Source organism: Epibacterium sp. MM17-32, from assembly GCF_022348205.1.
Lineage (GTDB): Bacteria > Pseudomonadota > Alphaproteobacteria > Rhodobacterales > Rhodobacteraceae > Epibacterium.
Genome location: NZ_JAKRFC010000003.1, coordinates 221,587 through 247,832 on the forward strand (window position 1 = coordinate 221,587; position 26,246 = coordinate 247,832).

Sequence of the window (26,246 nt, forward strand, 5' to 3'; positions counted from 1 at the left end):
GCATAAAAAAACTCCCGTTCGGCCAAGCGAAAGGGAGTCCCGTCGTCCTGACCTCTTTAGCGGCTTTTTTACGTGGCCCGCAATCCGGTAAACAAATCGCCACGATGCAACGGCGCGCAGATCCTGCGCAGCGTTGCGGCATGTGGTACTCCCGAGCGTCCCTGACGTCAAGTCCAGCCTTTTTGCAAACGGTCACGGCAATCTTCTTTCCACCGTCGGCCTATTCCAAGACAAGACGCACTGCCTGCATGGGCTGAATGCTTCAACCAGCTGCTCAATAGGGTCCGCCCAACGCCAAGCGTCCCGGCAGGCGCTCGTCCAGATCGACCGGGTCCGCCGCGACGTGGTATGTGACCTCTTGGCCGCAGCTCATAGCCGTCACCTCATCGTTACCCAGCCGTCACCTTCCCGTCACCGCAAGCCGCTACCGGATAGGAAAAATCATGGCTTTGGGGGCCTGTGATGGCAGTGATCCGTATTAATGCAGTGGGTGAGACGCCGGTGCTTCATGCCCGGCTCAGGTCGTTTGACGATGGTATCGCGCGATTGGCAGATGTGCCGGGGCCGGTGGTGATCATGGTGCATGGCTATAAATACCAGCCCGGCAATCCAAACCACTGCCCGCATCGCCACATCCTGTCGCTTGATCCACAGCATATGCCGTGGCGCGCACCGTCTTGGCCACGTCAGCTCGGCTTTGGCCTTGGCCGCAGGGACGAGGGGCTCGCGGTGGCGTTTGGCTGGGACGCCAGAGGGACGCTGGCCTCGGCGCAGGCACGCGCCTTGGCGGCAGGACGGGCCTTGGCACAGGTGGTGCGCAGCCTGCACGCACAAGCCCCCGCCCGAGACATCCATATCATCGGGCATTCTCTGGGGTCCGAGGTGGCACTGGAGGCCGTTCACTGGCTGCCTGCCGGTGCCGTGGGACGGGTGATCTCCTTGACCGGCGCCAGCTATCAGAGCCGAGCGGCCACGGCGCTGGCGACACCGGCCGGACGCCGGGCAGAGTTTTTCAACGTCACCAGCCGTGAAAACGATGCGTTTGATTTTATGTTTGAGACCCTGACCCGGTCGCCCGAACGCGGCGATCGCGCCATTGGTCAGGGGTTTGAGGCGACAAATGCGGTAACCCTGCAGCTTGATTGCCTCGATACGCTGGAGCATCTGGCGCAGATGGGTCATTCCATCGGCCTGCCGGAGCGTCGGGTGTGCCACTGGTCGTCCTACATGCGCCCCGGCGCGCTGCGTCTGTACAAGCGGCTCTTGCGTCAGCCGGAGCGCACGCCACTGCCCTTGATGCAGCAACTCCTGCCAGAGGTGCCCGCACGGCGCTGGTCACGTCTGCTGAGCCTGCGCCCGCAGCCAAGCCCGATGCCGATCTGGCAGCGGATCTGACCCTCCCCAGACTCGCTTCTGTTCATGCAAAGTCGGGCGTCCTCCCGCCCCTTTCCGCGACAGCCAAAGGCTGCACCAAAAGCGTTGGGCCGGGCGTGAGCCGCGCCTGAAAGGCGCGGCTCACGCCCCCCGGCGATGCGCAAAGCGCAGCGCAAACCCTCAAACCGGGTCGTGTTTCAGCTGAAATCAAGCGCCGCGTCTGCGCTCACTCAGCCTCACTTTCCTCTTCGATACCGTAGGTCTGAAACAGTTTCGCCTGCGTCATGAAGAACAGGAACATCGCAGCCGTGAGGCCAAAGGTCTTGAAATAAACCCAGGTCTCGGTGCTCATCATCCGCCAGATGACCTCATTGGCCACCGCCAGCCCAAAGAAGAACGCACAGAGGCGGCGGGTGAGGATCATCCACCCCTCGTCCTGAAGCGGCATCATTTCCTCCATGACCACCCGCAGGTAGCTCTGCCCCCGCAACAGCCCCACGCCCAACATGCCGCCAAACAGCAGGTAGATCATCGTCGGCTTCATCTTGAAGAACCGCTCGTCGTTGAACCAGACCGACAGCCCGCCAAACACCACGATCAGCACCAGCGTCATCACCTGCATCTTCGACAGCTTGCCGGTCAGCTTCCACAGGATCAGCGTCGACAGCACCATCAGCGGCACAAAGCCGGCGGTCACGACGATGAACCCCTCATAAGAGGTGCCGCCGATCTCAAACACCTGATCCTTGAGCCGCAGATAGGCGACGAAGAACAGCACCACCGGGCCGAACTCCAGCAGGTTTTTCACCAAGGGGCTGATCTTGCGCGCCTCACCGGTGGATGCATCGCTTGTCTGTTCGCTCATAGATGGCCTCTCATGTCCCAGTTCATTCCTGTCAGATGGCACCCTCAGCCCCCCATTTCAACAATCACCGCACCGGCCGCAATCAGCGCCATCAGCGCGATGCGGCGGGGGCCGACGGTTTCCTTCAGCACCAGCCAGCCGATGATTGCCGCAAAGACCGTCGATGTCTCGCGCAGGACCGCCGCCTCGCCCACCTTGTCAAGCCGGGTGGCCAGCATCACCGACCCGAAGGAGGCAAAGGCGACCAGCCCACCGAAGAACCCGCGCACCATCAACGGGCCCACCGTGGGCCGCTCCGCGCCCATCCGATGCCAGCGCCAATAGGCATAGATCGGCATGGTGATCCCATCGATCATGAAGAACCACGCCAGAAAGGTGAAAGGATCGGCAGTCGCCCGAATGCCATAGGCGTCGTAGGTCGTGTAAAGCGCCACAAACAGCCCTGTCGCCACCGCAAGCAGCAGCGCAATCCCAAGGGTTTCACGCGCCGTCACAAGAAAGATGAAGTTATAAACCGCAAGGCCAAAGATCCCCGCGAGCAGCACGCCCACACCAAGCCACTGCACCAGCGTGAAGGTCTCGCCAAACAGCCAATAGGCCCCGATCACCGCAAACAGCGGCCCGGTGCCTCGGACCACCGGGTAGACCACCGTGTAGGCGCCTTTGGTATAGGCCATCGCCTGCAACACTTTGTAGATCACGTGGATTACCCAAACGCCGAGGAAAATCAGCCACATATGCGGCTCCGGCCAGGGCACCACAAACAGCGCAAACGGTGCCGCCATCACCGCATAAGAGGCATCAATCGCCCCGCGCGACAGCCATGGATCATGCCGTCCCTTTTGCAGCGCGCCAAAGACCGCATGCAAAAAGGCCGCCGACACCGCCAGGATCAGTGCCGCTTGATGGCCTGCCTCGGTGCCTTCCAGGGAAATCAGCCAGTCGCTCAGCATATGCGGTCCTTTTCAATACAAGGTCTCAAATGATGGAATGAAGAAAATCGGGAACCCTGCCGCACTGCGCACGTTGACTGTTCATCGCAGACAATCGGGGCAGCATGTTCGACACCGCCATCCAGCAGATCACCAGCGAATTCACCAGCACCTTTTCCGTTGTGCCCGCGCCGGTGGCGCTGGCCCGGCTGCTCGCGGCCAGTGCATTGGCGGCGCTGGTGGGTTTGGAGCGGGAGATGCTCGACAAACCCGCAGGGCTCAGAACCCATATTCTGGTCGCCGTCGCGGCCTGCCTCTTTGTGGTGCTGGGGCGCGAGATTGCCGCGCTGGATTTTGGCGCGGAGGCCCAGCGCAACGATCCCCTGCGCATGATCGAGGCGGTGACTGCCGGGGTGGCCTTTCTTGCAGCGGGCCTGATCTTCACCGCCGGGGACCGGGTGCGCAATGTCACCACCGGGGCCTCGCTCTGGCTTGCAGGCGCGATCGGTTTGGGCTGCGGGGCGGGTCAGATGCCGCTGGCGGCGATGGCCACGGCCATTGTCCTCACGGTGCTGTTTGCGCTGCGCCATGTGGAGAGATGGATGACCCGGCATTGAGCTCCGATCCTCAGGTCCCGTTTTCAAGCCCCGTCTTCAAACCCCGTCTTCGAGCCCAGTGAGCGCGGCGGCGAACTCCTCGGGGTCAAAGGGTGCGAGATCGTCAATTTGCTCGCCCACGCCAATGGCATGGATCGGCAGGCCGAATTTATCCGCAAGCGCCACCAGAACGCCGCCCTTGGCGGTGCCGTCGAGTTTGGTCATCACCAGCCCCGACACATCCGCGAGTTGGCGGAAGGTTTCCACCTGCGACAGCGCGTTTTGCCCGGTGGTGGCATCCAGCACCAGGAGGGTGTTGTGCGGGGCTTCGGGATCTTTCTTGCGAATGACCCGCACGATCTTTGCCAGCTCTTCCATCAGGTCGGCGCGGTTTTGCAGACGCCCGGCGGTGTCGATCATCAAGAGATCCGCACCATCGGCCTCGGCCTTGGTCATCGCGTCAAAGGCAAGGCTCGCGGGATCTGATCCTTCGGGCGCGGTCAGCACCGGTACACCGGCGCGGTCGCCCCAGACTTGCAGCTGCTCCACGGCGGCGGCGCGGAATGTATCACCTGCCGCAATCACCACGGTTTTCCCTGCCGCGCGGAACTGGCTGGCGAGCTTGCCGATGGTGGTGGTCTTGCCAGAACCATTGACGCCGACCACCAGCACCACCTGCGGTTTGGACGGATAAAGCGGCATCGGACGTGCCACAGGTTCCATCACGCGGGCGATTTCCTGCGCCAGAAGCTCTCGGATCTCGCGGCCCGACACCCGGCGGCCCATGCGGCCTTCGGCGATATTGGCGGTCACCCGCAGTGCTGTATCGACCCCCATATCGGAGGCAATCAGCATCTCCTCAAGGCTTTCCAGCATATCGTCATCCAGCACCCGACGCGGCTCGGACGCTTTGCCGCGCCCCATGAGCCGACCCAATAGGCCCGGTCTGGATGCCTCCGCCTGCGGTGCAGGGGCGGGCGGAACGATGGGGGCAGGTGCAGCGGTGGACGCCCCTGCCGCCGGTGTGTCGGCGGGGCCTGCATCGGCCGGAGCTGGTGTCGTCTCTGCCGGAGGCTGCGTCTCTTGAACAGGCGCGGGGTCCGGGGTGGTCTCCGCTGCGGGGTCCGGGGTCACGGCCCCCTCTTCCACAATCGCATCCACCTCCTTGCCGAGGCGGGATGAGGATTTCAGCAACCGTTCCTTGAGCTTTGAAAAAAGCGCCATCTGGGTCTCCGCAGGGTCGTTTGACCTTCACCTAATGCGCTTTGACGCGGGATGCAAAGCGCAATGAGATGTTTCACAAGAGAAGCACCGCGAAAAACAGGGCCTGCGCGCCCCAGTAGAGCACCCAGACCGTTGGTGCGGTCAGGCGGCGTGCGCGGTGCGCGGGCGGCAAGACAAAGGTCTCCACCGCCAGAACCATATCGGACAGCATGAACATCACCGCCGCGCCCCAGATCAGCGGCTGGGGCAAGGTGAACCCCGCCAGCGCCATCGCAACGATCACTGGCACATACAAAAGCACCGCCACACGCATCTCGCCCGCATGACGCGCCAGCATCCGCGCCATCCCGATGGCGATCAGAAACAGCAACAATACGGCCCAGAGCATGGGCGCAGTTGCCAGCCGCTCAGGATCTGACCCCGGCAGCGACAGAAACAGCCAGACATAGGCCAGATGCCCAGCGGCGAAACTGGTAACGCCTGCCAGAAACGCGCGCTCGCCCGGGCGCGACAGGGCCAGATCGCCCAAGGCACAAAACCCCAGCGCCACGGCGAGGGGCGGCATCTTGAGGGCAGCCATCAGCGCCAGGATGAGAACCGCACCGGTTTTTAAGGCAGATCGCCCCCAGCTTTCTCGGGCATGTACCAGGCGGAGATATCCCAGAGCAGAGACCCCTGCTCCGAAAAGCCCAAACATGTCTGCGGTCATATACTGCCTCCCCTGCGATCTGACGGCAGGTTGCGCCGGGCGTTGTGGAAGGTCAAAACTGACCTTGCGCCACCTTGCCACGCAGTGCCCTCTTGGCCGGGCGCTGAAACTGCGCCATGGTGAGGACATGTTTGTTTCACCCTCACGGATCGCAGTTGCCCTCGCATTGGGCATGTCCCTCAGCTCTGGCGCTCCGCTGAGCGCGGCCGATACCGAGCGTTTTGACAGCTACACACAAGGCCGCACCATTCATTTTGACTGGCAAGGCCAACCCTATGGGGCGGAACGCTACCTGCCGGGGCAGCGCGTGATCTGGTCCTTTCTCGATGGGCGCTGCATCGAGGGCGAATGGTATATGCAGGCGGGCGATATCTGCTTTATCTATGAGGATCGCCCCGATGCGCAGTGCTGGAGCTATCAGATCGACGACACCGGCCTGAGCGTCACTATTGAACGCGACACTGGTCCGGCGCTGACGCTGACCGAACAAAAACGCCCCCGTGACGAGATGGTCTGCCTCGGCCCTGAGGTCGGGGTCTGAGGCCCGGAGGTCGGGGTCTGAGGCCCGGAGGTCGGGGTCTGAGGCCCTGAGGGATGCGAGGCTCTGCCTCGCGCTCCGGGATATTTTGAGTTAGAAGAGATGGGGCGTCAGAAGAGCGAGCCCTGCTCTCCCGGTGTTTTGGGCGGCTTGGGCGCGGCTGGTTTGGGTGCGGTTTTCTTTGGTGTTGCTGCGCTGGCGCCGATCTCCACGATGCCATCCGCAAATTCGATGGAGAGCGCTGCAGCCGTGCGCGCGTCGGCCGTATTGGTGATCAGCGCATCCCCGTCACGCACCACCGCATAGCCACGGCTGAGGGTGGCCTTGTAGCTGAGGATTTCAAGCTGGCGCGCAGTTGCCGACAGGCGATCCGCGTGGCGCTCAATCCGGCTGGTTTGCGCGGCATTGAGGCGCTTGCTGATCCGGTCGAGCGCGTCGCGTTTGCGCGCCGTGTCCTGCTGGATCGGGCGAAGCGTGAGGCGTGACGACAGGTTCTTCAGACGGTCCTTGCGTGCCTCAACAAGGCTGCGCAGGGTGGCGGGCCGCAGAGAGGCTGCGCGCTCGCTGAGCGTAAGTTTGCGCCGCTGCACGCCCGAAATCAGCGCATTGGGCAGACGGTCTGACACCCGATCAAGCCGCTGGCGCGGGGTTTCCAGCAGCGTATCCGGGCGCGGCAATGCGCGAGCCACATCGCCCAGCCGCTGGCGGCGCAGCTGCACCGCGCGGCTAGTGGCATTGGCCATTCGCGCGCCCTGGTTTTCGACCCATCCCAAGAGTTCAAGCCGCACCGGAACCGCATGTTCCGCCGCCGCCGTTGGCGTGGGCGCGCGCAGATCAGAGACATAGTCAATCAGCGTCGTGTCCGTCTCGTGCCCGACGGCAGAGATCAGCGGGATCTGACTGGCGGCAACCGCACGGGCGACGATTTCCTCGTTAAAGCCCCACAGATCCTCGATCGAGCCGCCCCCACGGGCCACGATAATCAGGTCAGGCCGGGGTAAGGCACCGCCGGGGCTGAGGCTATTGAAGCCTTCGATGGCGCGGGCCACCTCGGGCGCGCAATTGCTGCCCTGAACCGCCACGGGCCAGACCAGCACCTTGCGCGGAAACCGGTCCCGCAGCCGATGCAGAATGTCGCGGATCACCGCTCCCGAAGGCGAGGTCACCACCCCGATGATCTGCGGCAGATACGGCAGCGGTTTCTTGCGCTCCGGTGCAAACAGCCCCTCAGACGCCAACTGCGCCTTGCGTTTTTCCAAGAGCGCCATCAACGCGCCCTGCCCCGCAACCGCGACCTCGTCGACGTTCATATTGTATTTGGATTGCCCGCCAAAGGCGGTGAGGCGCCCGGTGACAACTACCTCCAGCCCTTCTTCGGGCACCACGGAGAGGCCCGAAATCTGACCTTTCCACGTGGTGCAGGCCAGCACCGAGCGGTCATCCTTGATGTCGTAGTAAAGATGCCCGGAGCGTGCCTTGAACACCCGCCCGACCTCGCCGCGCACCCGGACGCGGCCAAAGCTGCCTTCGAGTGTTTTCTTAATCTCGCCGGAGATCTCGGAGACAGAAAACTCTGGTGCGTTCTGGCCCGGAGAGGGATCATCAAGGAGGTCGGACATGGGAATTTCAGGCTCCGGTTTGATCTGTGATTGGATCTGGCTGCTCTGACACCTGCCACCGGAGGCAAACCCCGGCAAGGGCGTTCTTGTTTATACGTCGCACACAGCATAGAACGCGCATCAACCAAGGCCAAGCAGATCGGAGAATGGCTCATGAATATCCTCATCCTCGGCAGCGGCGGGCGGGAACATGCACTTGCCTGGGCGGTGATGCAGAACCCGAAATGCGACCGGCTTATCGTGGCGCCGGGCAATGCGGGCATCGCCAAGATCGCGGACTGCGCCAGCCTCAACGCCGAGGACGGCGGCGAGGTTGTGACCTTTGCCGAGGAAAACGCCATTGATTTTGTGATCGTGGGACCTGAGGCCCCGCTGGCCGCTGGTGTCGCGGACCGCCTGCGCGATGCGGGTATTCTGGTCTTTGGCCCCTCTGAGGCCGCCGCCCGGCTGGAGGCTTCCAAGAGCTTTACCAAAGAGATTTGCGACGCAGCGAATGCTCCTACGGCGGGGTATGGCCATTTCACCGATGCCGAGGCCGCCAAGGCGCATGTCCGCGCAAATGGCGCGCCGATTGTGGTCAAGGCCGATGGTCTGGCCGCAGGCAAAGGCGTGATCGTGGCGATGGACGAGCAGACCGCGCTGGATGCCATCGACGATATGTTCGGCGGTGCCTTTGGTGGGGCGGGCGCAGAGGTTGTCATCGAGGAATTCATGGAGGGCGAAGAGGCGTCGCTCTTTGTGCTCTGTGATGGCGAGGAGATCCTGTCCATCGGCACCGCACAGGACCACAAGCGCGTCGGCGAAGGCGACACCGGCCTCAATACCGGCGGCATGGGGGCCTATTCACCCGCCCCAATCCTGAATGCCGAGGTTGAGGCCAAAGCCATGGAAGAGATCGTCAAACCCACCATGCGGGTGATGGCCGAGCGCGGCATGCCCTATCAGGGCGTGCTTTACGCGGGTCTGATGATCAAAGACGGTCAGCCGCGTCTGGTGGAATATAACGTCCGCTTTGGTGATCCCGAATGTCAGGTGCTGATGATGCGCCTTGGCGCGCAGGCGCTGGATCTGATGCAGGCCGCAGCCGAGGGCCGTCTTGCGGACGCTCGCGTCAACTGGGCGGAGGACCATGCGATCACCGTGGTGATGGCCGCCAATGGCTATCCCGGCGACTACCAGAAGGGCAGCGAGATCAAAGGCCTCGCCGCTCTGCCCGAGGACAGCATGAACATGGTGTTTCACGCAGGCACCAAGGCCGAGGGCGACAAGATCCTCGCCAATGGTGGTCGGGTGCTCAATGTGACGGCACGCGGCGATAGTCTCACGGAGGCCCGCGACCGCGCCTATGCGATGGTGGATCAGATCGACTGGCCCGAGGGCTTTGTGCGGCGCGACATCGGCTGGCGCGCGCTCTGATCCGGCCATGACTGTCGCGCCGGTTCAGATCCCCCCGGACAGCCCGCACGTGCAGGAGGTTCTGGACCTGATCCGGCGCAGCTTTGCCTATATGGACGGGCGAATTGATCCGCCCTCCTCCATGCACCACCTCACGTTGGACGCGCTTGCCGCACAAGCCGAGGCAGGCGAGGTCTGGGCAATCGGTACGCCGGTGGTCGCCTCAGTGGTGCTGACACCGCGCGCCGATGTGCTGTATCTCGGCAAGCTCGCCGTTTCCGAGGATCAGCGCGGTCAGGGGCTGGCACGCCATCTGATCGAACATGCCGTGAGGCGCGCGCGGGCCTTGGGCCTCAGTGCGGTGGACTTGCAGACGCGGGTCGAACTGGTCGAGAACCACGCAGCCTTTGCCCGACTGGGGTTCAGGCAGGTGGCGACCACGGCGCATGCCGGGTTTGATCGTCCCACCTCCCTGACGATGCGCCGCACGGTCTGAGCCACGCCGGGTCGCAGTCCGGACCTGATCCGGCGCGCGGCGACGCGTGCATCGGCGCGGGATCTGCTTTGCTGGCGACATCCCAAGGAGACCTGCCATGATCGTTCGTCACAAACCCGGCTTTCTGGAACTGCTGGTGGCCACACACGGGTCGGTGCTGCCACGCATCCTGCCCCGCATCGCGGCGCTGACGGCCATGGCCGCGCTGCTGGTCTGGCTCGACGGCAGCCTCTTGGCCCTGCCCCACACCAATGCCGCGCCCTTTGCGGTCTTTGGCGTGGCGCTGTCGCTGTTCCTCGGCTTTCGCAACAACGCCGCCTACGATCGCTGGTGGGAAGGGCGCCGCCTCTGGGGGCAACTGGTGGCCGACATGCGGGCGCTGGGACGCGAGGTGGTGATGTTCCAGCCGGACGGCCATAAGCGCCGCCCCCTGCGACTGGCGTCTGACGGCGCTATGATCTCGCGGGCCGGTGATGCAGAAATCATCCTGCGGCCAAACGGTGACATTGATATGAACGGCGCCAAAATCACTCTAAAAGGGGATACGACATGGTTGAATTGATAGCATTTTCTGTTGGAGTGTTGATGCTGGTTTCGTCTGCGCATGCAGATGAAAAGCAATCTGGATTTGATGGTGAGGCCTACCTATGTGATGGCACACAAACACATCTGGCGAGTTATATCGATGTGATCGTATTCAATGAATTTATGAAGGATGTGCGCTTTAGCACGGTTGCGCCTGACGTGAGCAACTGTGCAAGCGGTCGCTGGCGGGCTCTGAACTTGATTTCCGAAGCCAGCGAACCTGAAGTTGGCTCCATGAGGACTGCATTTGTGTTTTCTTGGGTTAGTAGATCTCGCGAGATGCAAAGCTTTGAGGCACGGTACGCCAACGATGCCGAGATGTTGCTGCAATTGGCTTTGGCCTGCGAAACTGCAGCTTCAGGGCGTGGCGTCTGCATGCGCGAAACTCTCGAAACTATGCCAGAAGCGTTTTTTGCGGATAGTCCGGTATTTTGCTCGCTTGTCGAAGAAACCGAACGAGTACCGGAAGCATTTGGTCCCGCCCCTGCAATCGCTATAAGGCGTGAACTACCGTTTTTGTGCAGTACGTTTCTAGGAGCGGAAGGTCAAAACCAGGACGCTTGGTGGCAGAGCGTAGACAGTTCCTTGTTCCCAGAAACGCTACAGGAGTGAGAGGAAGACATGGGCATTGAAGATGGTCTAGCAGGCTGCTGATGAAGCTGCTGCACGGAACGGTTTCCCTCTATACGGGTGCTAGGTGGGTCCGGATCGTGCTGAGGCAACCCTGGCGGCGGCTTCGCTGATCAGGCAGCAATCAGTTTCGGCAGCCTCGCCAGATTGCAGACGGCCATTGTCAGCGTGAAGCGGGCGCGCACCCGCTCGATCTCGCGGTACAGGGTCTGTGCCATGCCACCGACTGTGTTGGCCCAACCGAAAGGCTATTCGGTCCTCTTCCTGCGGCGCTGTGAACGTATCGCCGCGACGCCCCTGCCGTTTGTCTACACGCTGCTGGTGTTCCGCACGACCTACCTCTATTGCCTGCTGTTCCCCTTTGCCCTGCTGGAGGGCGCGGGCTGGATGACACCGCTGTTTGTGGCCATCGTCGCCTATGTCTTCTTTGGCTTGGCCGAAGTGACCGAGGAACTGTCCAACCCCTTTGGCGAAACCGTGAACGGCCTGCCGCTGGATGCCATGTGCCGCACCATCGAGATCTCGCTGCTGACACAGTTGGGCAAGGAGGCTCCGGCGCCACTAAAACCGGTCGGCTACTACCTGAGCTAGGGCAGCTGGCAGTCCAGCGCGGGACCAAGCCGGCTCCGCGCATCAAACGGGCCGAGATCACGGCGGCTGATGCTGCCATCCGAGCTGAGGCGCGAGGCGATGATGCGGGACCAGTCGGCGTCGACCGTCACGATCTCCACCCCCTGCCCGCAGTCGCGCAGGCCGGAGGTGATGACATCCTCACCGATCAGATGGTTCGTCAGGCCGGGCGCGGCGGCGACCTCCACCAGCTTGCCATAGTGAAACCGCCAGATGCGCAGGGTCTTGGCCAGATGAGGCCGGTCGATATAGGCCACCTCGATATGGCCGTCGCCATCCAGATCCGCAGCGCCGACAGGCGCCAGCCAGCGGTTTGTCTGGCCGATATGCGGCGTGGCGGCGATCTTGTCGCCCGTGCTGTTGTAGACCGCCAGCTGCGCGCCCTGCGCCACATCCGTCTCGACCACCACAACCTCGGGCATCCCGTCGCCGGTGATGTCCCAGAGGCGCGGTGCAAGATCCTCAAAGACATGATCCACCGGCAGGTCGATCTCAAAGACATCTCGCCGCACACCTGCCGTGGATTGCTCAGCGTCGCCATCCTGTTGCACATGAATGCGTAGCTGGCTGTAATCGACGTCATCCCCCAGAACCGCGTGGCCATAGCGGGTCGTGGGCGCATCAAACTCCGCCCCCGTGGCCCGCCAGGCTTCCTGCGCGTTCAGCAGGGTCGCCGTCCCCGCCACCCCCAGGCACAACGCCTGCGCGGCGCGGCGGATGACCGGGGGCCTGATGCGTGTCATAAGACGCCGCGCCCGGCCCGCCGCGCGCATCAGATCTGCTTTTCGGGCATATGCACAACCAGACCATCCAGCGCGTCCGACACCTTGAGCTGGCAGGTCAGGCGCGAGCGGGCCGGATCTGGCTCAAAGGCAAAATCCAGCATGTCCTCTTCCATATCGTCCTTCGCGGGCAGTTTCTCCACCCAATCCGGTGCGATATAGACGTGACAGGTGGAACAGGCACAGGCACCACCGCAATCCGCCTCGATCCCCGGAATATTGTTGTCCCGCGCACCTTCCATCACGGTCAGCCCGTTGGCGACGTCGACCACATGTTCGGTCCCGTTGTGCTCGATGTAGGTGATTTTTGCCATGATCCGTCTTCCCTTTTTCGGTACTCGCCCCCGTGTGTAGCGAGCGTGCCTGCACCGTTCCAGCCCCATTTGCGACATCCCTCGCGTCGCTTGCCTTTTCACGACACGTGTTCCCGATTTACCCCGCACAGCGCCGGAAGAGCGGGACCGGCATCGACCGAGGCCGTGCCTCACGATCCGCTCCCGGCACGCGCGGCGGGCCCGAACCCTCCGGCCCCGGGTCCGCAAACTCCGATCTTCCTTCGGCAGAACAGTGCTATAGCCGGGATACGGCCTTTTCCCGCGCCCGGGTTTTAGGCTAGCATCAGCGACGCCACCGGGGGCAACCGTGGATCCCGGTTGCTGCCCACCTCAAGGACCCCGTCAAAGCGTATGCCCGCCCCTTTGCCTCCGCCCGCTGCCCAGAGCGTCACGCTGCAAGCGCCCCCGTGCAGGGCAGCCATACCGGACCGTCATCGCCCGGCCTGCGGCGCGCGTGGCATTGCAGTGCTCCTCCTTCTGACATTGAACGCCTGTGTCGCCGCTGCCCCCTTCGAAGGTGTCGGTCGCTCCGCGCCCCCGGGCGCCCCCGCTGGCACCTGCTGGGACAGCGTGATCATTCCGGCGCGAATCGAGACCGTGACCGAGCAGGTCCTGGTCTCACCCGAAGTGACATCGCCTGACGGCACCGTACTTGCCCCGGCCACCTTCTCCAGTCACAGCCGCCAGCAGATCACCCGGCCGCGCGAGGAAACCTATTTCGAGACCCCCTGCCCCGAGGTGATGACCCCGGAATATATTGCATCGCTGCAACGGGCACTGGCCGCGCGCGACCTCTACAGCGGCCTGATCACGGCCACGCTCAACGCCGAAACCCGCGCCGCCATCCGCAGCTATCAGGCGGGGTTTGGCATCGACAGCGACACCTTGTCGCTGCGGGCGGCCCGCAGCCTTGGCCTCAGCGCCGTCGATCTGCCCGGGTCGACATAGGACCGGCGCCACGGCCCAGCTGGGACCGCAAACATTCCATATCCCACGTGCAAGCTTGCACCAGAGCCCTTGGCCCCCTAGAACACAAAAACGGAGAGATCCTCCCCCTGCACTGACAGCCCGCCCGGAGAGCGCCCCATGGCCATTGCCCCCCTGCCCGCATCCAGCTTCCTGTTTGGAGCCTCGGATCGGCTGCGGGCCATGCTCGACAGCCAGGCCACCGATGTGCACCTCAAGACCGGCGACGTGCTGTTCGAACGGGGCGATGAGGGCGATGCCCTCTATGCGATCATTTCTGGCGCGTTGGAGATCTCGACCCTCTCCGCGTCCGGACGCAAACTCTCGCTCGATATGATGCGCCCCGGTGCGATCTTTGGCGAGATTGCGATGTTTGATCCCGGCGAGCGCACAGCCACTGCCACCGCTGCCGAACCCAGCCACCTGCGCCGCCTGCGACACCGCGATGTGCTCGCGCAGCTGACAAAGCACCCGGAGCTTGCAGGAGATATGCTGAAACTCGCCGGGCAACGCATGCGCTGGATGAACACGCAGCTCAACGAACAAGTGTTCCTGCCGATGCCGGTGCGGCTGGCGCGCAAGCTCCTCTATCTCACACCCGCAGATGGCAACGGCCACCTGAGCCTGTCGCAGTCGGAGCTGGCGGAATTTGTCGGCGCCACCCGCGAAGCGGTGTCCAAGACCCTGTCAAACTGGCGCAAGGCGGGACTGATCGAAATCAGCCGCGGCGGGTTGCAACTGAAAGACCGCGGCGGCCTCGCGGTTCTTGCCGATCCCGAGGGGATCTGAGGGCGCCTTACCCGCTTACCAGATCGCCGGATCATCGAGCGCCGCGACACAGGTGCACCGCCCCTTGAGTGGCGGCAACGCAGGCTCTTGGAGCGGCTGACCGATCCATCCGACCGGTTGGCTCAGCGGCAAGGGGGCGGCGGCGGTGTCCTCGTCCAGGGGCTCAAACCCAACCTTGCCGTAAAAGGCTGGATCACCATAGGTGATGGCGACATCAACGCCTTCCTTGGAAAGTGCGCTCAAGGCCTCTTTCAACAAGGCCTGCCCCACCCCTTGTTTCTGTCGCTCGGTCGCGACGGCCATAGGGGACAGAATAAACACCGATCGCGCATCCTCTGAATACGTCAGCCGAGAAAAGATCGCTGCCGCAATGAGAGCCTCACCTTCGGCCTGCGTAAAAACAAAAAGATCCTCACGCGGAGTGGTGTTTAGCAACCGCTCCACCAGCGCAGCAATCAAGCGCCCCTCGTCGGCGCCCTCCGAAGCCGCAAATGTCTGCGCAAAGAGCGATTTAATCTGCTCTTCTCGACCGTCGATCTGTGCTGAGAACTCCACTCTATCCCCCACGCCTTTGCTTTCGCGTACCGTGAACCGTTCGTCCGTCGCCGCTCATCTGTCAAGCCTCCCCCCTTTTCCGAAGCGCAGCTGACCACGGAAGACTTGGCGCACCTTCGGTTCGGATACCAGGCGTCATGTGACGCAGCCTTGGGAAAAGATGCAGAAAAAAACTGAGCGTGCAGCCACAAAAATCCCGCGAATGTAACCTGTTTCACAGTCCGCCCTCGTAGCCTCTGCCATAAGGGCCTCAAGGCGGTCATTCTCCTATCCATCCCAATGGCCGTCCGTCCCATCTTGAGCCATGTGTCCGCCCGACACATGGCTCTTTTGGTTTCAAAGACGCCCACCTACAAAACAAAACGGCCGACCCGATGGGGCCGGCCGCTGAGGAAGTAGGTGCCTGCCCCGGCCAGGGGGCTGAGGCGTGCTACTCGTCGAGGTTCAGCGCCACGAAACGTGGCTCTCCGGCGCGACGCACCATCAGGAAGATGGACTTGCGCCCCGCATCCTCGGCCGCCTCGATTTGCGCTTCAAGATCCGAGATGGAGGCCACCTTGTTCTGACCTGCCTCGGTGATCACGTCACCGGCGCGCAGACCTTTTTCCCATGCGCCCGAGGTCTCATCCACTGACAGGATCACCAGACCGGTGGTGCCGGCATCCAGGTTCAGATCCTCGCGCATGTCGTCGCGGACTACGCCGACCGTCAGGCCGAGCAGCTCTTTTTCACCCTCATCCGGTACAGCTTCGCCAGAGCCGGTGGTGGCATTGTTGCCAACCGCATCTTCGCGACGGCCAAGCGTCACGCGCAGGGTCTCGGTCTTGCCGTCGCGGAACACCACGACGCGCACGGTCTTGCCAACCTCGGTATCGCCCACACGGCGCACCAGGTCGCGGGTGTCTTCCACCTCGAAACCGTCGAAGCTGGTGATGACATCCCGCGCCAGAAGACCTGCGTCCTTGGCGGGGCCGTCGGGCACATCGGTGATCAGGACGCCGTTGTCGTTCTCAAGGCCGATGGCCTCGGCCAGGTCATCGGTCACGTCCTGAATGCGCACACCAAGCCAGCCACGGCGGGTTTCGCCAAATTCCTTCAACTGGCTGACCACTTTGGTCACCACGTTGGACGCCATGGAGAACCCGATCCCGATGGAGCCCCCGTTCGGCGACAGGATCGCGGTGTTCACGCCGACCACTTCGCCATCCATGTTGAACAGCGGACCACCGGAGTTGCCGCGGTTGATGGCGGCGTCGGTCTGGATGTAGTCGTCATACGACCCCGACAGCGCCCGGTTGCGCGCCGAGACGATCCCGGCCGAGAGCGAAAAGCCCTGCCCCAGCGGGTTGCCCATCGCAACCACCCAGTCGCCGACGCGGGCGGTGTCGCTGTTGCCGAATTTGACAAACTTCAGCGGCATCGGCGCATCCACTTTCAGCAGCGCGATATCGGTGTTGGGGTCGGTGCCAACAACGGTCGCTGGCAGCAAATCTGCGGGCTGTCCGTCACCGGGGAAGAACTCGATCTCGATCTCGTCGGCCCCCTCGATCACGTGGTTGTTGGTGACGATATAGCCATCCTCGGAAATCACAAAACCGGACCCCAGCGCCGAAGAGCGGCGCGGACGATTGCCGCCACCATTGCGGTCCTGGAATTCGCGGAAGAAATCCTCAAACGGGGAGCCTTCGGGCACGATCCCCTGCGGGCCGGTGCGCCCTTCGACCACGGTCGAAGTGGTGATGTTCACGACAGCCGGGCTGACTTTCTCTGCCAGCGGTGCGAGGCTCTCGGGGCGGGCAGCCGCCGACAGCGACTGCATGACCAGAAGCGCGGTCCCGAGGACCGCGATCCAGAACAGGCGCCAGCCGCTCTGCATCCCGTCATGGACGCGCGCGCGGCTCAGGGCCTTGGGTGAGGTGATTGGATGCACGGACATACTCCTTCGAATTGGCCTGTCAACTCTGTCTCCGCCCGCCCCCGCACATAAGGGGAAAGGGCGCACCCGTGCCTCAGGCGCAGCATCAAGCAGGGACAAGGTGCTGCGCGTTGGGGTGGGAAATTCATGCCACCCAATGTAGCCACTCCGCGCGCAGTCGCAATGGGGCGCACAGTCACCTCAATTCGACGTGAAGGGTGGTGAAGGCTTCGCGACCGCGGCCAGAGCGCAACAGGTGGGCGGTGGGTGATCTGGCCCCGCAGCCGAGCACTGATTATTCCGGGGGAGACGCGCAACAGAAGTCCCGCACCAGCGGGTAAAGAACGAGAGAACCGTTTTGCCCTGCTTACCTTGGGCGTCGGAGGTGTGGGACTTTTGAGACATTCGCGCACTTATCGTCGGGCTTTTGTCTGAGATGTAGCATCGGCTCGACCGTTCAGCCGGGAAGCCCGTCGACACTGTCTATGGCGGCCAGATCGTTGTCCCAGCTCGCGCGGCTGGAACAACAGATATGCGCGTTCGGTCGCATGTCGAACTGGCTGTCAAGTGATCCGGCCGGCACCACAAGCAATCCAATCTCCGGCTGGGGACCTGGCAGCGCGGAACCGCAATGGGAGCAAAAGCTCTTCACATGGCGTGACCCGGACAGCTGGAACGTCTTGACGTGTTCTTCGCCTGAACCCCAGGTGATTTTGGCAGTGGACGAAAACAGATTTGCCGAATGGGCTGAACCGCTGTCCTTACGGCAGCGGGCGCAGTGACACAGGAAAAAGCTCTCGAACTCTCCCGATATGCAAAATTTTACTGCGCCACAGAGGCATTGTCCGGTGGTCAGGTTATTGTCCATTCGCACTCCTTTCGACAAGCAAACCTCGTGCAGCCAGTCGAACGCATTTCTATTTCCGCTTGTATCCACGTGTTGGATCAAGGTCAAAATGGGCTCAAAGCCGACTATGGCGGCAAAACGCAGTTTCTCTGATCGTGATCACATGGGGAAATAGGCCACGATCCTGATCGCAGCCACAGTGGCCTGCGCAAATAGCCGCGACACAATGAAAAAGGCCACCTCAAAGGGTGGCCTTTTCGGGTCTGTTCGTTGCCGGAATTACTCTGCCGCGTTCGCGCCTTCGGAGGACTTCAGGTAGTTGAAGAACTCGTTATCGGGCGACAGCACCAGCGAGGAGTTCCCGCCCTGCAGCGAGCGCGCATAGGCGGTCAGGCTGCGGTAGAATTCAAAGAACTCCGGGTCCGCACCGTAAGCTTCGGCAAAGATGTTGTTGCGCTCGGCATCCGCTTCACCGCGGATAACCTCGGCTTCGCGCTCGGCCTCGGAGACCAGCTCGACCTCGGTCCGGTCCGCCTGCGCACGCACGCGCTGTGCGGCTTCTTCACCGCGGGCGATCTCGTCCGCAGCTTCGCGTTCGCGCTCGGCCCGCATCCGGGCAAAGGTCGCCTCGAGGTTGGCCTGCGGCAGGTCGGTGCGCTTCAGACGCACGTCGATCACCTCAAGACCCAGCGCCTGCGCCTGGGCGATCGCCCCGTTGCGGATCCGCAGCATCAATGCGGCCCGGTCCGACGACAGGATGTCGTTGGAGCTGACGGTACCCAGAACCTCGCGGGTCTGGTCGCGCATGATGTTGTCGAGACGGCTTTCGGCGGCGCCGATGTTGCCAACACCCACCGCCTCGCGGAAGCGACGCACATCGGTGATGCGATAGCGGGCAAAGGCGTCGACCACCAGACGGCGGTCATCAAGCGGGGTGACTTCGAGCGGCCCGACCTCAAGGCTGAGGATCCGGTCGTCGTATTTCACCACATCGTCGACAAAGGGCAGCTTGAACGCCAGGCCCGGGTCTTCCTGCACGTTGACGACACGGCCAAACCGCATCACCAGCGCCTTTTCACGTTCGTCCACGATGAAGAAGGCCGACAGTGCACTCACGCCAAGAATGCCGAGAACAACCAGAAGAATGATAGAGCGGTTCATCAGTTATTCCCTCCCGAGCGACGGATTTCATTGAGCGGCAGATAGGGCACGACACCCTGAGCATTCTGGCCACCGGCGTTGTCGTCGAGGATGATCTTGTCGACGCGGCTCAGCACGTCTTCCATGGTCTCCAGATAGAGACGCTTGCGCGTAACCTCCGGCGCCTTCTCGTATTCTGCAAGCACGGCGCTGAAGCGCGACGCCTCACCCTGCGCCTGGTTCACCACCTGCGCGCGATAGGCTTCGGCTTCTTCCAGCGTCTGGGCCGCCTGCCCCCGGGCGGAGGCCAGCTTGCGGTTGGCATAGGCGTCAGCCTGTTTTTCCAGACGGTCACGTTCCTGACCGGCAGACTGAACCTCGCGGAAGGCGTCCTTGACCGGCTCCGGCGGGTCGGCCCCGTCAAAGTTGATCCGGACGATATTCACGCCCGCGTCGTAGCTGTCCAGCGTCGCCTGGATCAGTTCTTCGAGGCGCTGCGAAATGATACCACGGTCGCGGTTCAGGATCGGCGCCAGTTGCGACTGGGCGATGATCTCGCGCATCGCAGATTCCGACACCGCCTGGATGGTCGCCTTGGGATCACGCAGGTTGAACAGATACTTGTCGGGTTCGTTGATGTTCCAGACCACCTGGAAATCGACGTCGATGATGTTCTCATCCCCCGTCAGCATCAGCCCGGCATCAGAACCGCGGGCGCCTGCACCGATGCTCTCGGTCTGTTCGACACTGACCGGGACCACCTCATAGGTGACCACGGGCCAGGGCGCGAAGTTCAGGCCCGGATTGCCGACAGAAGAGAATTCGCCGAGAAACAGCTCGACGGATTTTTCCTCGGTCTTCACGGTGTAGAAGCTGTTGTAGCCCCACAGGAAAACCGCGGCGACCGCGCCGATCATGATGCCGGCCTTGGAAAACAGCGGGCTGCCGCCAGAGCCGCCACCGCGTGGCCCCTGACCGCCGCCTGAACCACCGCGCCCGCCCATGAGCACGCGCAGCTGTTCCTGACCCTTCTTTACCAGCTCGTCGATCTCGGGGATCTGGTTATCCTCGGGACGGCGACCACCGCCGCCTCCGCCACCACCATTGTTTCCCCGGTTGCCTCCGCCGCCGGAGGAACCGCCGCCCCCCCAGGGGCCACCACTGTTCCCAGCCATAAGTCTCCTATCCATCTCTCCCCGCCGAACTGGCGGATATTGCCCTCTAACCTGTGCGCGCGGCGCGGAAATTCAAGCTCCCGCCCGCCACTCAGGCTTACCGGTCGCCTCAGACCGTCCGTACCGGGGTTTTCAGCGTTACCAATTCTTCCGACATGGTCGGGTGAACTGCAACAGTACGATCAAAATCTTCTTTGGTTGCCCCCATTTTTACGGCAATCCCGGCCAGCTGGATCATCTCGCCCGCACCGGGTGCGACAATATGACAACCCAGCACCTTGCGGCTGGCCTGGCTGACCACAAGCTTCATCAGCACCTTTTGCGCACGTCCGGCAAAGCTCTGCTGCATCGGCTTGAAGGAGGTCGAATAGATCTCGACCGTTTCCTGTTTGGCGGCGTCTTCCTCGCTGAGGCCAACTGTGCCCATTTCCGGCTGCGTAAAGATCGCGGTCGGGATCAGGTCGTGATCGGGGCTCGTGGGATTGCCGTTGAACACGGTTTCCACAAAGGCCATGCCCTCACGGATCGCCACCGGCGTCAGGTTCACCCGGTCGGTGACATCGCCGATCGCATAGACCGAGGGCACGCCGGTCTGGCTGTAGTGATCCACCTTGATCTCGCCGCCCTTGCCACGCGCGATACCCAGTTCTTCCAGTCCGAGGTTGTCGGCATTGGGTTTGCGACCAGTGGCAAACATCACCTGATCGAACAGGGTCACATCGCCATTGGTGGCGGTCACGCGGATCTTGTCGCCCTCGCGGCGCATCTCGGCCACGTTGTTGCCAAGCTGCAGATCGATCCCCGACTGGATCATCTCCTCAGCCACCAAACCGCGCGCCTCATTGTCAAAGCCGCGCAGGATCTGCTCGCCTCGATAATATTGCGTGGTTTTGACGCCGAGCCCGTTCATGATGCCCGCAAATTCGGAGGCGATATAACCGCCGCCCACGATCAGGATGCTCTCGGGGAGCTTGTCCAGATGGAACATCTCGTTCGAGGTGATCGCAAGTTCCGAGCCCGGAAATTCCGGCACCCACGGGCGGCCACCGGTGGCAATCAGGATGTGCTTTGCGGTTTTTGTGGTGCCATCCGAGAGCGCAACCGTGTGGGCATCCGCCAGTTTCGCACGCGCATCAAAGCTCTCCACGCCGGAGTTTTTCAACAGGTTGCGATAGATCCCTTCCAACCGGTCCAGCTCCGCATTGAGCTTGCCCTTGAAGTGGTCCCAGCTGAACCCCTTGTTTTCCAGATCCCAGCCGTAGGCACGGCCATCCTCGACCATGCCGGAATACTCGGAGGCAAAGACCATCAGCTTTTTCGGCACGCAGCCCCGGATGACGCAGGTGCCGCCATAGCGGTCCTCTTCGGCGAGCGCCACCGATGCCCCGCCGGCCGCTGCAACACGCGCCGCGCGCACCCCGCCGGAGCCACCTCCGATGACAAATAGATCGTAGTCAAAGCTCATACTCGTCGCCCTTCTTATGACTTGCGCGAGGTATCCCACAGCGCGCGGTGAATTGCCAGACTCGCAAGTGGGGGTGCAAGGCGGCATTTCAAGCACATACGGGCGTTCTTGTCGCGAAACCGTGAAAGAGGCGTGAACGCGCGCCCGCCTGCTATGTCCCCCTGCGCCACTCTGGCCAATAGCGATCCAGAGCCGCCTGCGCCCGTGCGACCTCAGGGTCGGCAGGGATTGAACACTTCGGTTCAAGGGACGGAATTTTGAACGTCAGATCGTAGCGCGCCCCCAGCGGCACCTGTGCCCGAACACGTAGCCGCGCATAGCCGGTGAGCACACTCTTTGGGATATACGCGACAGACACGACATCCGCCCAGCGCAGCGCGTTGATTGTCCCTTTCTTCCTCCCGTAATGTATGCCCCAGGCGTTCACCCGCAAAAAACGATCGTCCCGCATGGTATGAATACTCACCGCCAAGACCGCCACAACGCTGCAGGCTTTCCAGATATCACGCAGGTATTCAGGTCCGGAGAACCGCGCCAGGATACTCTCGGGCAGAAGGAAGGTCACAACCGGCGGAGATGTGAGCACCAAAAGCAGCGTGGCCCAATAGGGGAGCCGATCCCTCACCGGGACATCTGCGGTGGGTGATCCATCGTGCCGATCAGGCTTCGCAGAAAACATCGGCATCAAATCCACATTGCAAACAGTATCAATTCAATAAGCACCCACCTGCGAGTTTTCCCATCACCCTGTCAAGGCGCATAGCTGACATGCAACGCCACAGCGGGGCTTGAAAATTTCCCGCCGCTCTCCCAGATTGCGGCTCGTTGGGGACGACCCCGCCAATGGCGCAGCCACGCAGGCCACGCCGTTGCCTATCCCTCGGGACGACCCGACTGCAAAGTATGAGGTTGCCCATGCGCTCCCCACTTGATCGTATCCGTCACGCCCTGAGTTTCGAGATCATCGCGCTGCTGTTGGTTATACCGCTTGGCGCATTGGTGTTTCACTTTCCGATGCACGATATCGGTGCGGTTGGCGTCGTCAGTGCCACCCTCGCCACCCTGTGGAACCTGATCTACAATTACGGCTTTGACGCGCTGTTGCAGCACTGGCGCGGCACCACGCTAAAGACCCCCAAAATCCGCGTCCTGCATGCGGTTCTATTCGAGGGCGGGCTGCTCATTGTGCTGATGCCCTTCATCGCGTGGTATCTGCAGATCTCGCTCTGGCAGGCCTTTGTGATGGATGTGTCTTTTGCGCTGTTTTATATGATCTACGCCTATGGCTTTAACTGGGCCTATGATCGGTTGTTCCCATTGCCGGAATGGCAAAATGCGGCGCAAAGCCACTGACCCAATGACGCCTCGACCTATGCCTCCCGGCATCTGGGTTGGATAGGCTCAGAACATCTCATACAAAAGCCGCCCCAAACAGGGCGGCTGTCGCGAATCCACTTTCAGTGGGGGTTACTCCCCCAAATCCGCAAACAGATTGTCCGTCTCGACAAAATCAATCCGGTCGGTCTCGATGGTGCCTTCATTGATGTCGCGCACCTCGACCTTACCGTCACCATAGCCGATCACCACCGTGTCGCAGATGTCGATGAACAGCCCGTTCTCAACAACTCCCGGTATCTGATTGAGAACCAACGCCAATTGCCGCGGGTTGCCAATGCGGTTGAGGTGCAGATCAAGGATATGGTTGCCTTCATCGGTCACATAGGGGCTGGCCCCATTCATCCGAAGCGTCGAGCTGCGCCCCATCACATCCATCGAGATCAGCGTTTCCTCGACCAGCGCCTGCGAGGTCTGCCAGCCAAACGGGATCACCTCGATGGGCAGCGGAAACGCCCCGAGCATTTCGACCTCCTTGGCCTTATCGGCAATCACCACCATCTGATCGGACGCGGTGGCGACGATCTTTTCCTGCAACAGCGCCCCGCCGCCGCCTTTGATGAGGTTCAGATCACCGTCGAACTCATCCGCACCATCGATGGTCAGATCGAGCCAACGCGCCTCGTCGAGGGTAATCACCTCGATCCCCACGTCGCGCGCCAGTTCCGCCGTGCGGGCAGAGGTGGGCACGCCGGTGATCTTCAACCCGTCCTCGCGCACCATCTCACCCAGACAGCGCACCAGCCATGCGGCGGTTGACCCGGTACCAAGCCCGACCCGCATCCCGTCCTCGACCATTTCGGCCGCCCGTTTTGCCGCGACAAACTTGGCCTTGTCTATGGGGGATAGCTCTCCGGTCATAGGGCATGGACCTCCGCATCTGTAGTGGTGTTGCGGGCCATGGATCACCCAGCGCCGCCCGCCCCTTATAGGCGGTTTGTGTGGCCCGCGCGAGGGGCGATCTGCGCGCGCCGCGCCTGCCGACAGGCAGGCGCGGCGCTCGTCGCTTCGGGGCACCCGAAGCGAAACACCTCATCTCCGCCCCGAAAGGAACAGTGATGTGGTCGATCACAACTGATTGGTTGCAAAGCGGCGTCAAAATCATAGGTTACACCAGCGCGTTTCCTATCGGAAACGTCGGTTTCAATCGCTCACTTCACCCCGCACGGACCTAAGATCTCTGCATGACCACACCGCTTCGCCTTCACTATGCGCCCGACAATGCCTCGCTCATCGTGCGACTGGCGCTGGAAGAGCTTGGCCTGCCCTATGAGACAATCCTGGTGAACCGCAGCCGACAGGCCCAGCGCGCACCGGAGTATCTACGCCTCAACCCCAATGGCACCATCCCGGTTCTGGAAACGCCGGATGGAGCGCTGTTTGAAACCGCGGCCATCCTGCTGTGGCTCTCGGATCAGGCGGCACGTCTCGCCCCCGCACCCGGATCTGCCGAACGCGGGCGCTTTTTGACATGGCTGTTTTGGTGCTCGAACACCTTGCACGTCGATTTGCGCCAGTATTTCTACCCGGAGAAATATATCGGCTCCGATCCGTCGCATCACGCGCAGCTGCGTCAGATGCTCCGTCAGCGCTTGCAGGATCACTTGCGCATGGTTGACGCCGCGCTGGCAGGGACGCCGGCCCTCACCGGCAAAGACCAGCCGACGCTCCTTGACCTGTACCTGCCCTGTCTGTTGCGGTGGACCAAGCTCTACGCAGAGACCGCGCAAACCCCATGGTTTGAGCTCTCCGCCTACCCCGCGCTTTCTGAGATGTGTCGCCGGGCCGAGGCGCGCAACAGCACAAAGGCCGCACAAATCGCCGAAGGGCTCGGACCGACGCCCTTCACCGCCCCAACATTCGCCATCCCTCCAGAAGGATCAGCCACCTAAATGTTCCTCTCCGTTTTTGACATGTTCAAGGTCGGCATCGGCCCGTCCTCCTCGCACACCATGGGCCCGATGGTGGCCGCCGCGCGCTTTCTTGACATGATGCGCGCCTCGCCGTTTGAGTTTCGCGGCCTGCGCGCCTCGCTGCATGGCTCGCTTGCCTTTACGGGCGTCGGTCACGCCACGGACCGCGCCACCATCCTCGGGCTCGCGGGTTTTCTGCCCGACACCTATGATAACGACAAAGCCGAAGACACGCTTGCAGCCATCAATGCCACCAAGACCATCGTGCTTGATGATCTTGGCACCCTGCAGTTTGATCCCAAAGCGGATATGATCTTTGATTATGATCACGCGCTGCCCGGCCACGCCAATGGCATGGTGCTGATGGCGACCGACGCGCAGGGGGATGTCACGCTGCGGCAGGTGTATTACTCGGTCGGCGGGGGCTTTGTGCTCACGGAGGAGGAACTGGCCCAGGGCAAGGCCACGGATGAGGGCGCCCCGATCCCCTACCCGTTCAAATCCGCCGTCGAGATGCTGGAGATGGCCAAAACCTCCCGCCTCACGATCGCCCAGATGAAACGCGCCAACGAGGTCTCGCGCGGCTGCGAGGAAAGCCTCGCCAAGGGCACCCAGCGCCTGTGGCAGGTGATGAACGATTGCATCAACCGCGGGCTGGAACGCGACGGCATCCTGCCCGGTGGCCTGAGCGTGCGTCGCCGCGCCAAGGGCATCTATGATTCCCTGATGGCCGAGCGTGGCATGAACCTGACCGCGCCGCACACCATCAACGACTGGATGAGCGTCTACGCCATGGCCGTGAACGAGGAAAACGCCGCCGGGGGTCAGGTGGTGACCGCCCCCACCAATGGCGCGGCGGGTGTGCTGCCTGCGGTGCTGCGCTACTACCTCGATCATGTCCCCGGCGCGTCGGAAAAACACATCGAGGATTTCCTGCTGACCGCCGCCGCCATCGGCGGGCTGGTCAAATACAATGCCTCGATTTCCGGCGCTGAGGCAGGCTGTCAGGCCGAGGTCGGATCGGCCTCCGCCATGGCGGCGGCAGGGCTCTGTGCGGTGATGGGCGGCACGCCGGAACAGGTGGAAAACGCGGCTGAAATTGCGCTGGAACACCACCTCGGCATGACCTGCGATCCGGTCAAAGGTCTGGTGCAGGTACCCTGCATCGAGCGCAACGGCCTTGGCGCGATCAAGGCGGTTTCTGCGGCGTCCCTGGCGCTGCGCGGCGACGGTCAGCATTTTGTGCCGCTGGATGCGGTGATTGAGACCATGCGCCAGACCGGGGCCGACATGCATGAAAAATACAAGGAAACCTCGCTCGGTGGCCTTGCAGTGAACGTGCCCAACTGCTGAACCCGCAAACAGGCGCGCCATCC

The 26,246-nt window shown here is 62.4% G+C and carries 27 protein-coding genes, 2 pseudogenes and 1 riboswitch; of the genes and pseudogenes, 13 read left to right on the forward strand and 16 right to left on the reverse strand.

Features of this window, described 5'->3' with window-relative positions; all coding sequences use genetic code 11:
• Positions 1–35: 35 nt before the first annotated feature.
• Positions 36–113: riboswitch (SAM riboswitch) on the reverse strand.
• A 349-nt stretch (positions 114–462) separates the two neighbouring features.
• Entirely contained in the window at positions 463–1,395 is a 933-nt protein-coding gene (locus tag MHM88_RS06795; protein WP_239361636.1) for an alpha/beta hydrolase, read from the forward strand.
• Between the two features lie 205 nt (positions 1,396–1,600).
• Here MHM88_RS06795 and MHM88_RS06800 read toward each other — a convergent pair whose 3' ends face one another.
• Both MHM88_RS06800 and MHM88_RS06805 read right to left on the reverse strand, forming a co-directional pair.
• Entirely contained in the window at positions 1,601–2,239 is a 639-nt protein-coding gene (locus MHM88_RS06800) for an inner membrane-spanning protein YciB (protein ID WP_239361637.1), read from the reverse strand.
• 44 nt (positions 2,240–2,283) lie between these two features.
• Positions 2,284–3,189, reverse strand: coding sequence for a DMT family transporter (locus MHM88_RS06805; protein WP_239362528.1), 906 nt, complete (start codon positions 3,187–3,189; stop codon positions 2,284–2,286).
• 107 nt (positions 3,190–3,296) lie between these two features.
• On the opposite strand from MHM88_RS06805, the gene MHM88_RS06810 reads away from it, so the two are divergent.
• The gene (locus MHM88_RS06810; RefSeq protein WP_239361638.1) at positions 3,297–3,788 is read left to right on the forward strand and encodes an MgtC/SapB family protein; all 492 of its coding nucleotides are present in this window, start codon (positions 3,297–3,299) and stop codon (positions 3,786–3,788) included.
• Between the two features lie 36 nt (positions 3,789–3,824).
• Here the strand turns inward: MHM88_RS06810 and ftsY are convergent, their stop codons facing one another.
• Positions 3,825–4,991: a signal recognition particle-docking protein FtsY gene (ftsY, locus tag MHM88_RS06815; RefSeq protein ID WP_239361639.1), complete on the reverse strand. Its 1,167-nt coding sequence runs from the start codon at positions 4,989–4,991 to the stop codon at positions 3,825–3,827.
• Between the two features lie 73 nt (positions 4,992–5,064).
• Entirely contained in the window at positions 5,065–5,700 is a 636-nt protein-coding gene (locus tag MHM88_RS06820) for a lysoplasmalogenase (protein ID WP_239361641.1), read from the reverse strand.
• 127 nt (positions 5,701–5,827) lie between these two features.
• Here MHM88_RS06820 and MHM88_RS06825 point away from each other — a divergent pair, with 127 nt between their 5' ends.
• On the forward strand, positions 5,828–6,241 hold the full coding sequence (locus MHM88_RS06825) for a hypothetical protein (RefSeq protein ID WP_239361643.1): 414 nt from the start codon (positions 5,828–5,830) through the stop codon (positions 6,239–6,241).
• A gap of 107 nt (positions 6,242–6,348) precedes the next feature.
• On the opposite strand, the gene xseA is transcribed toward MHM88_RS06825, so the two are convergent.
• Positions 6,349–7,857, reverse strand: coding sequence for an exodeoxyribonuclease VII large subunit (gene xseA, locus MHM88_RS06830; protein ID WP_239361645.1), 1,509 nt, complete (start codon positions 7,855–7,857; stop codon positions 6,349–6,351).
• 153 nt (positions 7,858–8,010) lie between these two features.
• On the opposite strand from xseA, the gene purD reads away from it, so the two are divergent.
• From purD to MHM88_RS06850, 4 genes are all read left to right on the forward strand, one after another.
• Positions 8,011–9,273 (forward strand): phosphoribosylamine--glycine ligase, encoded by a 1,263-nt coding sequence (gene purD, locus MHM88_RS06835; RefSeq protein ID WP_239361647.1) that lies wholly within the window; start codon positions 8,011–8,013, stop codon positions 9,271–9,273.
• A gap of 7 nt (positions 9,274–9,280) precedes the next feature.
• The gene (locus MHM88_RS06840) at positions 9,281–9,748 is read left to right on the forward strand and encodes an N-acetyltransferase (RefSeq protein ID WP_239361649.1); all 468 of its coding nucleotides are present in this window, start codon (positions 9,281–9,283) and stop codon (positions 9,746–9,748) included.
• 97 nt (positions 9,749–9,845) lie between these two features.
• Positions 9,846–10,310: a bestrophin family protein gene (locus tag MHM88_RS06845; RefSeq protein ID WP_239361651.1), complete on the forward strand. Its 465-nt coding sequence runs from the start codon at positions 9,846–9,848 to the stop codon at positions 10,308–10,310.
• Complete coding sequence (locus MHM88_RS06850; protein WP_239361652.1) at positions 10,298–10,945, forward strand: hypothetical protein; 648 nt, start codon at positions 10,298–10,300, stop codon at positions 10,943–10,945. The genes MHM88_RS06845 and MHM88_RS06850 overlap by 13 nt, the downstream gene beginning before the upstream one ends.
• A 131-nt stretch (positions 10,946–11,076) precedes the next feature.
• On the opposite strand, the pseudogene MHM88_RS06855 reads toward MHM88_RS06850, so the two are convergent.
• Positions 11,077–11,241: pseudogene (locus tag MHM88_RS06855) on the reverse strand (transposase); the annotation flags it as partial.
• On the opposite strand from MHM88_RS06855, the pseudogene MHM88_RS06860 reads away from it, so the two are divergent.
• Positions 11,237–11,554 (forward strand): annotated as a pseudogene (locus tag MHM88_RS06860) (bestrophin family ion channel); the annotation flags it as partial. The pseudogenes MHM88_RS06855 and MHM88_RS06860 sit on opposite strands and share 5 nt — an antisense overlap.
• Here the strand turns inward: MHM88_RS06860 and MHM88_RS06865 are convergent.
• Both MHM88_RS06865 and MHM88_RS06870 read right to left on the reverse strand, forming a co-directional pair.
• A complete protein-coding gene (locus tag MHM88_RS06865; protein WP_370687463.1) occupies positions 11,551–12,336 on the reverse strand; it encodes an FG-GAP repeat domain-containing protein in 786 nt (261 codons plus the stop codon). The pseudogene MHM88_RS06860 and the gene MHM88_RS06865 sit on opposite strands and share 4 nt — an antisense overlap.
• Positions 12,337–12,365: 29 nt before the next feature.
• A complete protein-coding gene (locus MHM88_RS06870; RefSeq protein ID WP_239320859.1) occupies positions 12,366–12,689 on the reverse strand; it encodes a 2Fe-2S iron-sulfur cluster-binding protein in 324 nt (107 codons plus the stop codon).
• Positions 12,690–13,175: 486 nt separating this feature from the next.
• Here MHM88_RS06870 and MHM88_RS06875 point away from each other — a divergent pair, with 486 nt between their 5' ends.
• Together MHM88_RS06875 and MHM88_RS06880 are read left to right on the forward strand one after the other, a co-directional pair.
• Positions 13,176–13,658, forward strand: a complete 483-nt coding sequence (locus tag MHM88_RS06875) for a peptidoglycan-binding domain-containing protein (protein WP_239361654.1) — start codon at positions 13,176–13,178, stop codon at positions 13,656–13,658.
• 138 nt (positions 13,659–13,796) lie between these two features.
• Positions 13,797–14,465, forward strand: coding sequence for a Crp/Fnr family transcriptional regulator (locus MHM88_RS06880; RefSeq protein WP_239361655.1), 669 nt, complete (start codon positions 13,797–13,799; stop codon positions 14,463–14,465).
• A gap of 15 nt (positions 14,466–14,480) precedes the next feature.
• On the opposite strand, the gene MHM88_RS06885 is transcribed toward MHM88_RS06880, so the two are convergent.
• The 7 genes from MHM88_RS06885 to MHM88_RS06915 all read right to left on the reverse strand — a co-directional run bounded on the left by MHM88_RS06885 (position 14,481) and on the right by MHM88_RS06915 (position 22,241).
• Positions 14,481–15,020 (reverse strand): GNAT family N-acetyltransferase, encoded by a 540-nt coding sequence (locus MHM88_RS06885; RefSeq protein WP_239361657.1) that lies wholly within the window; start codon positions 15,018–15,020, stop codon positions 14,481–14,483.
• 430 nt (positions 15,021–15,450) lie between these two features.
• Positions 15,451–16,956, reverse strand: a complete 1,506-nt coding sequence (locus MHM88_RS06890) for a Do family serine endopeptidase (protein ID WP_370687464.1) — start codon at positions 16,954–16,956, stop codon at positions 15,451–15,453.
• A 436-nt stretch (positions 16,957–17,392) separates the two neighbouring features.
• Positions 17,393–17,803, reverse strand: a complete 411-nt coding sequence (locus MHM88_RS06895) for a GFA family protein (protein WP_239361659.1) — start codon at positions 17,801–17,803, stop codon at positions 17,393–17,395.
• A 258-nt stretch (positions 17,804–18,061) separates the two neighbouring features.
• A complete protein-coding gene (gene hflC, locus MHM88_RS06900; RefSeq protein WP_239361661.1) occupies positions 18,062–18,943 on the reverse strand; it encodes a protease modulator HflC in 882 nt (293 codons plus the stop codon).
• On the reverse strand, positions 18,943–20,097 hold the full coding sequence (gene hflK / locus MHM88_RS06905; RefSeq protein ID WP_239320843.1) for an FtsH protease activity modulator HflK: 1,155 nt from the start codon (positions 20,095–20,097) through the stop codon (positions 18,943–18,945). Before hflK ends, hflC begins: the two co-directional genes overlap by 1 nt.
• 109 nt (positions 20,098–20,206) lie before the next feature.
• Positions 20,207–21,562, reverse strand: coding sequence for a glutathione-disulfide reductase (gor, locus tag MHM88_RS06910; protein WP_239361663.1), 1,356 nt, complete (start codon positions 21,560–21,562; stop codon positions 20,207–20,209).
• A 151-nt stretch (positions 21,563–21,713) separates the two neighbouring features.
• The gene (locus MHM88_RS06915; protein ID WP_239361664.1) at positions 21,714–22,241 is read right to left on the reverse strand and encodes a hypothetical protein; all 528 of its coding nucleotides are present in this window, start codon (positions 22,239–22,241) and stop codon (positions 21,714–21,716) included.
• Between the two features lie 236 nt (positions 22,242–22,477).
• Between MHM88_RS06915 and MHM88_RS06920 the strand changes: the two genes are divergently transcribed.
• On the forward strand, positions 22,478–22,915 hold the full coding sequence (locus MHM88_RS06920) for a PACE efflux transporter (RefSeq protein WP_239361672.1): 438 nt from the start codon (positions 22,478–22,480) through the stop codon (positions 22,913–22,915).
• A 114-nt stretch (positions 22,916–23,029) separates the two neighbouring features.
• Here MHM88_RS06920 and rpiA read toward each other — a convergent pair whose 3' ends face one another.
• Positions 23,030–23,818: a ribose-5-phosphate isomerase RpiA gene (rpiA, locus tag MHM88_RS06925; RefSeq protein WP_239361674.1), complete on the reverse strand. Its 789-nt coding sequence runs from the start codon at positions 23,816–23,818 to the stop codon at positions 23,030–23,032.
• A gap of 323 nt (positions 23,819–24,141) precedes the next feature.
• Between rpiA and MHM88_RS06930 the strand changes: the two genes are divergently transcribed.
• Positions 24,142–24,849: a glutathione S-transferase family protein gene (locus MHM88_RS06930; RefSeq protein WP_239361676.1), complete on the forward strand. Its 708-nt coding sequence runs from the start codon at positions 24,142–24,144 to the stop codon at positions 24,847–24,849.
• Positions 24,850–26,223 (forward strand): L-serine ammonia-lyase, encoded by a 1,374-nt coding sequence (locus MHM88_RS06935; protein WP_239361679.1) that lies wholly within the window; start codon positions 24,850–24,852, stop codon positions 26,221–26,223.
• Positions 26,224–26,246 lie beyond the last annotated feature (23 nt).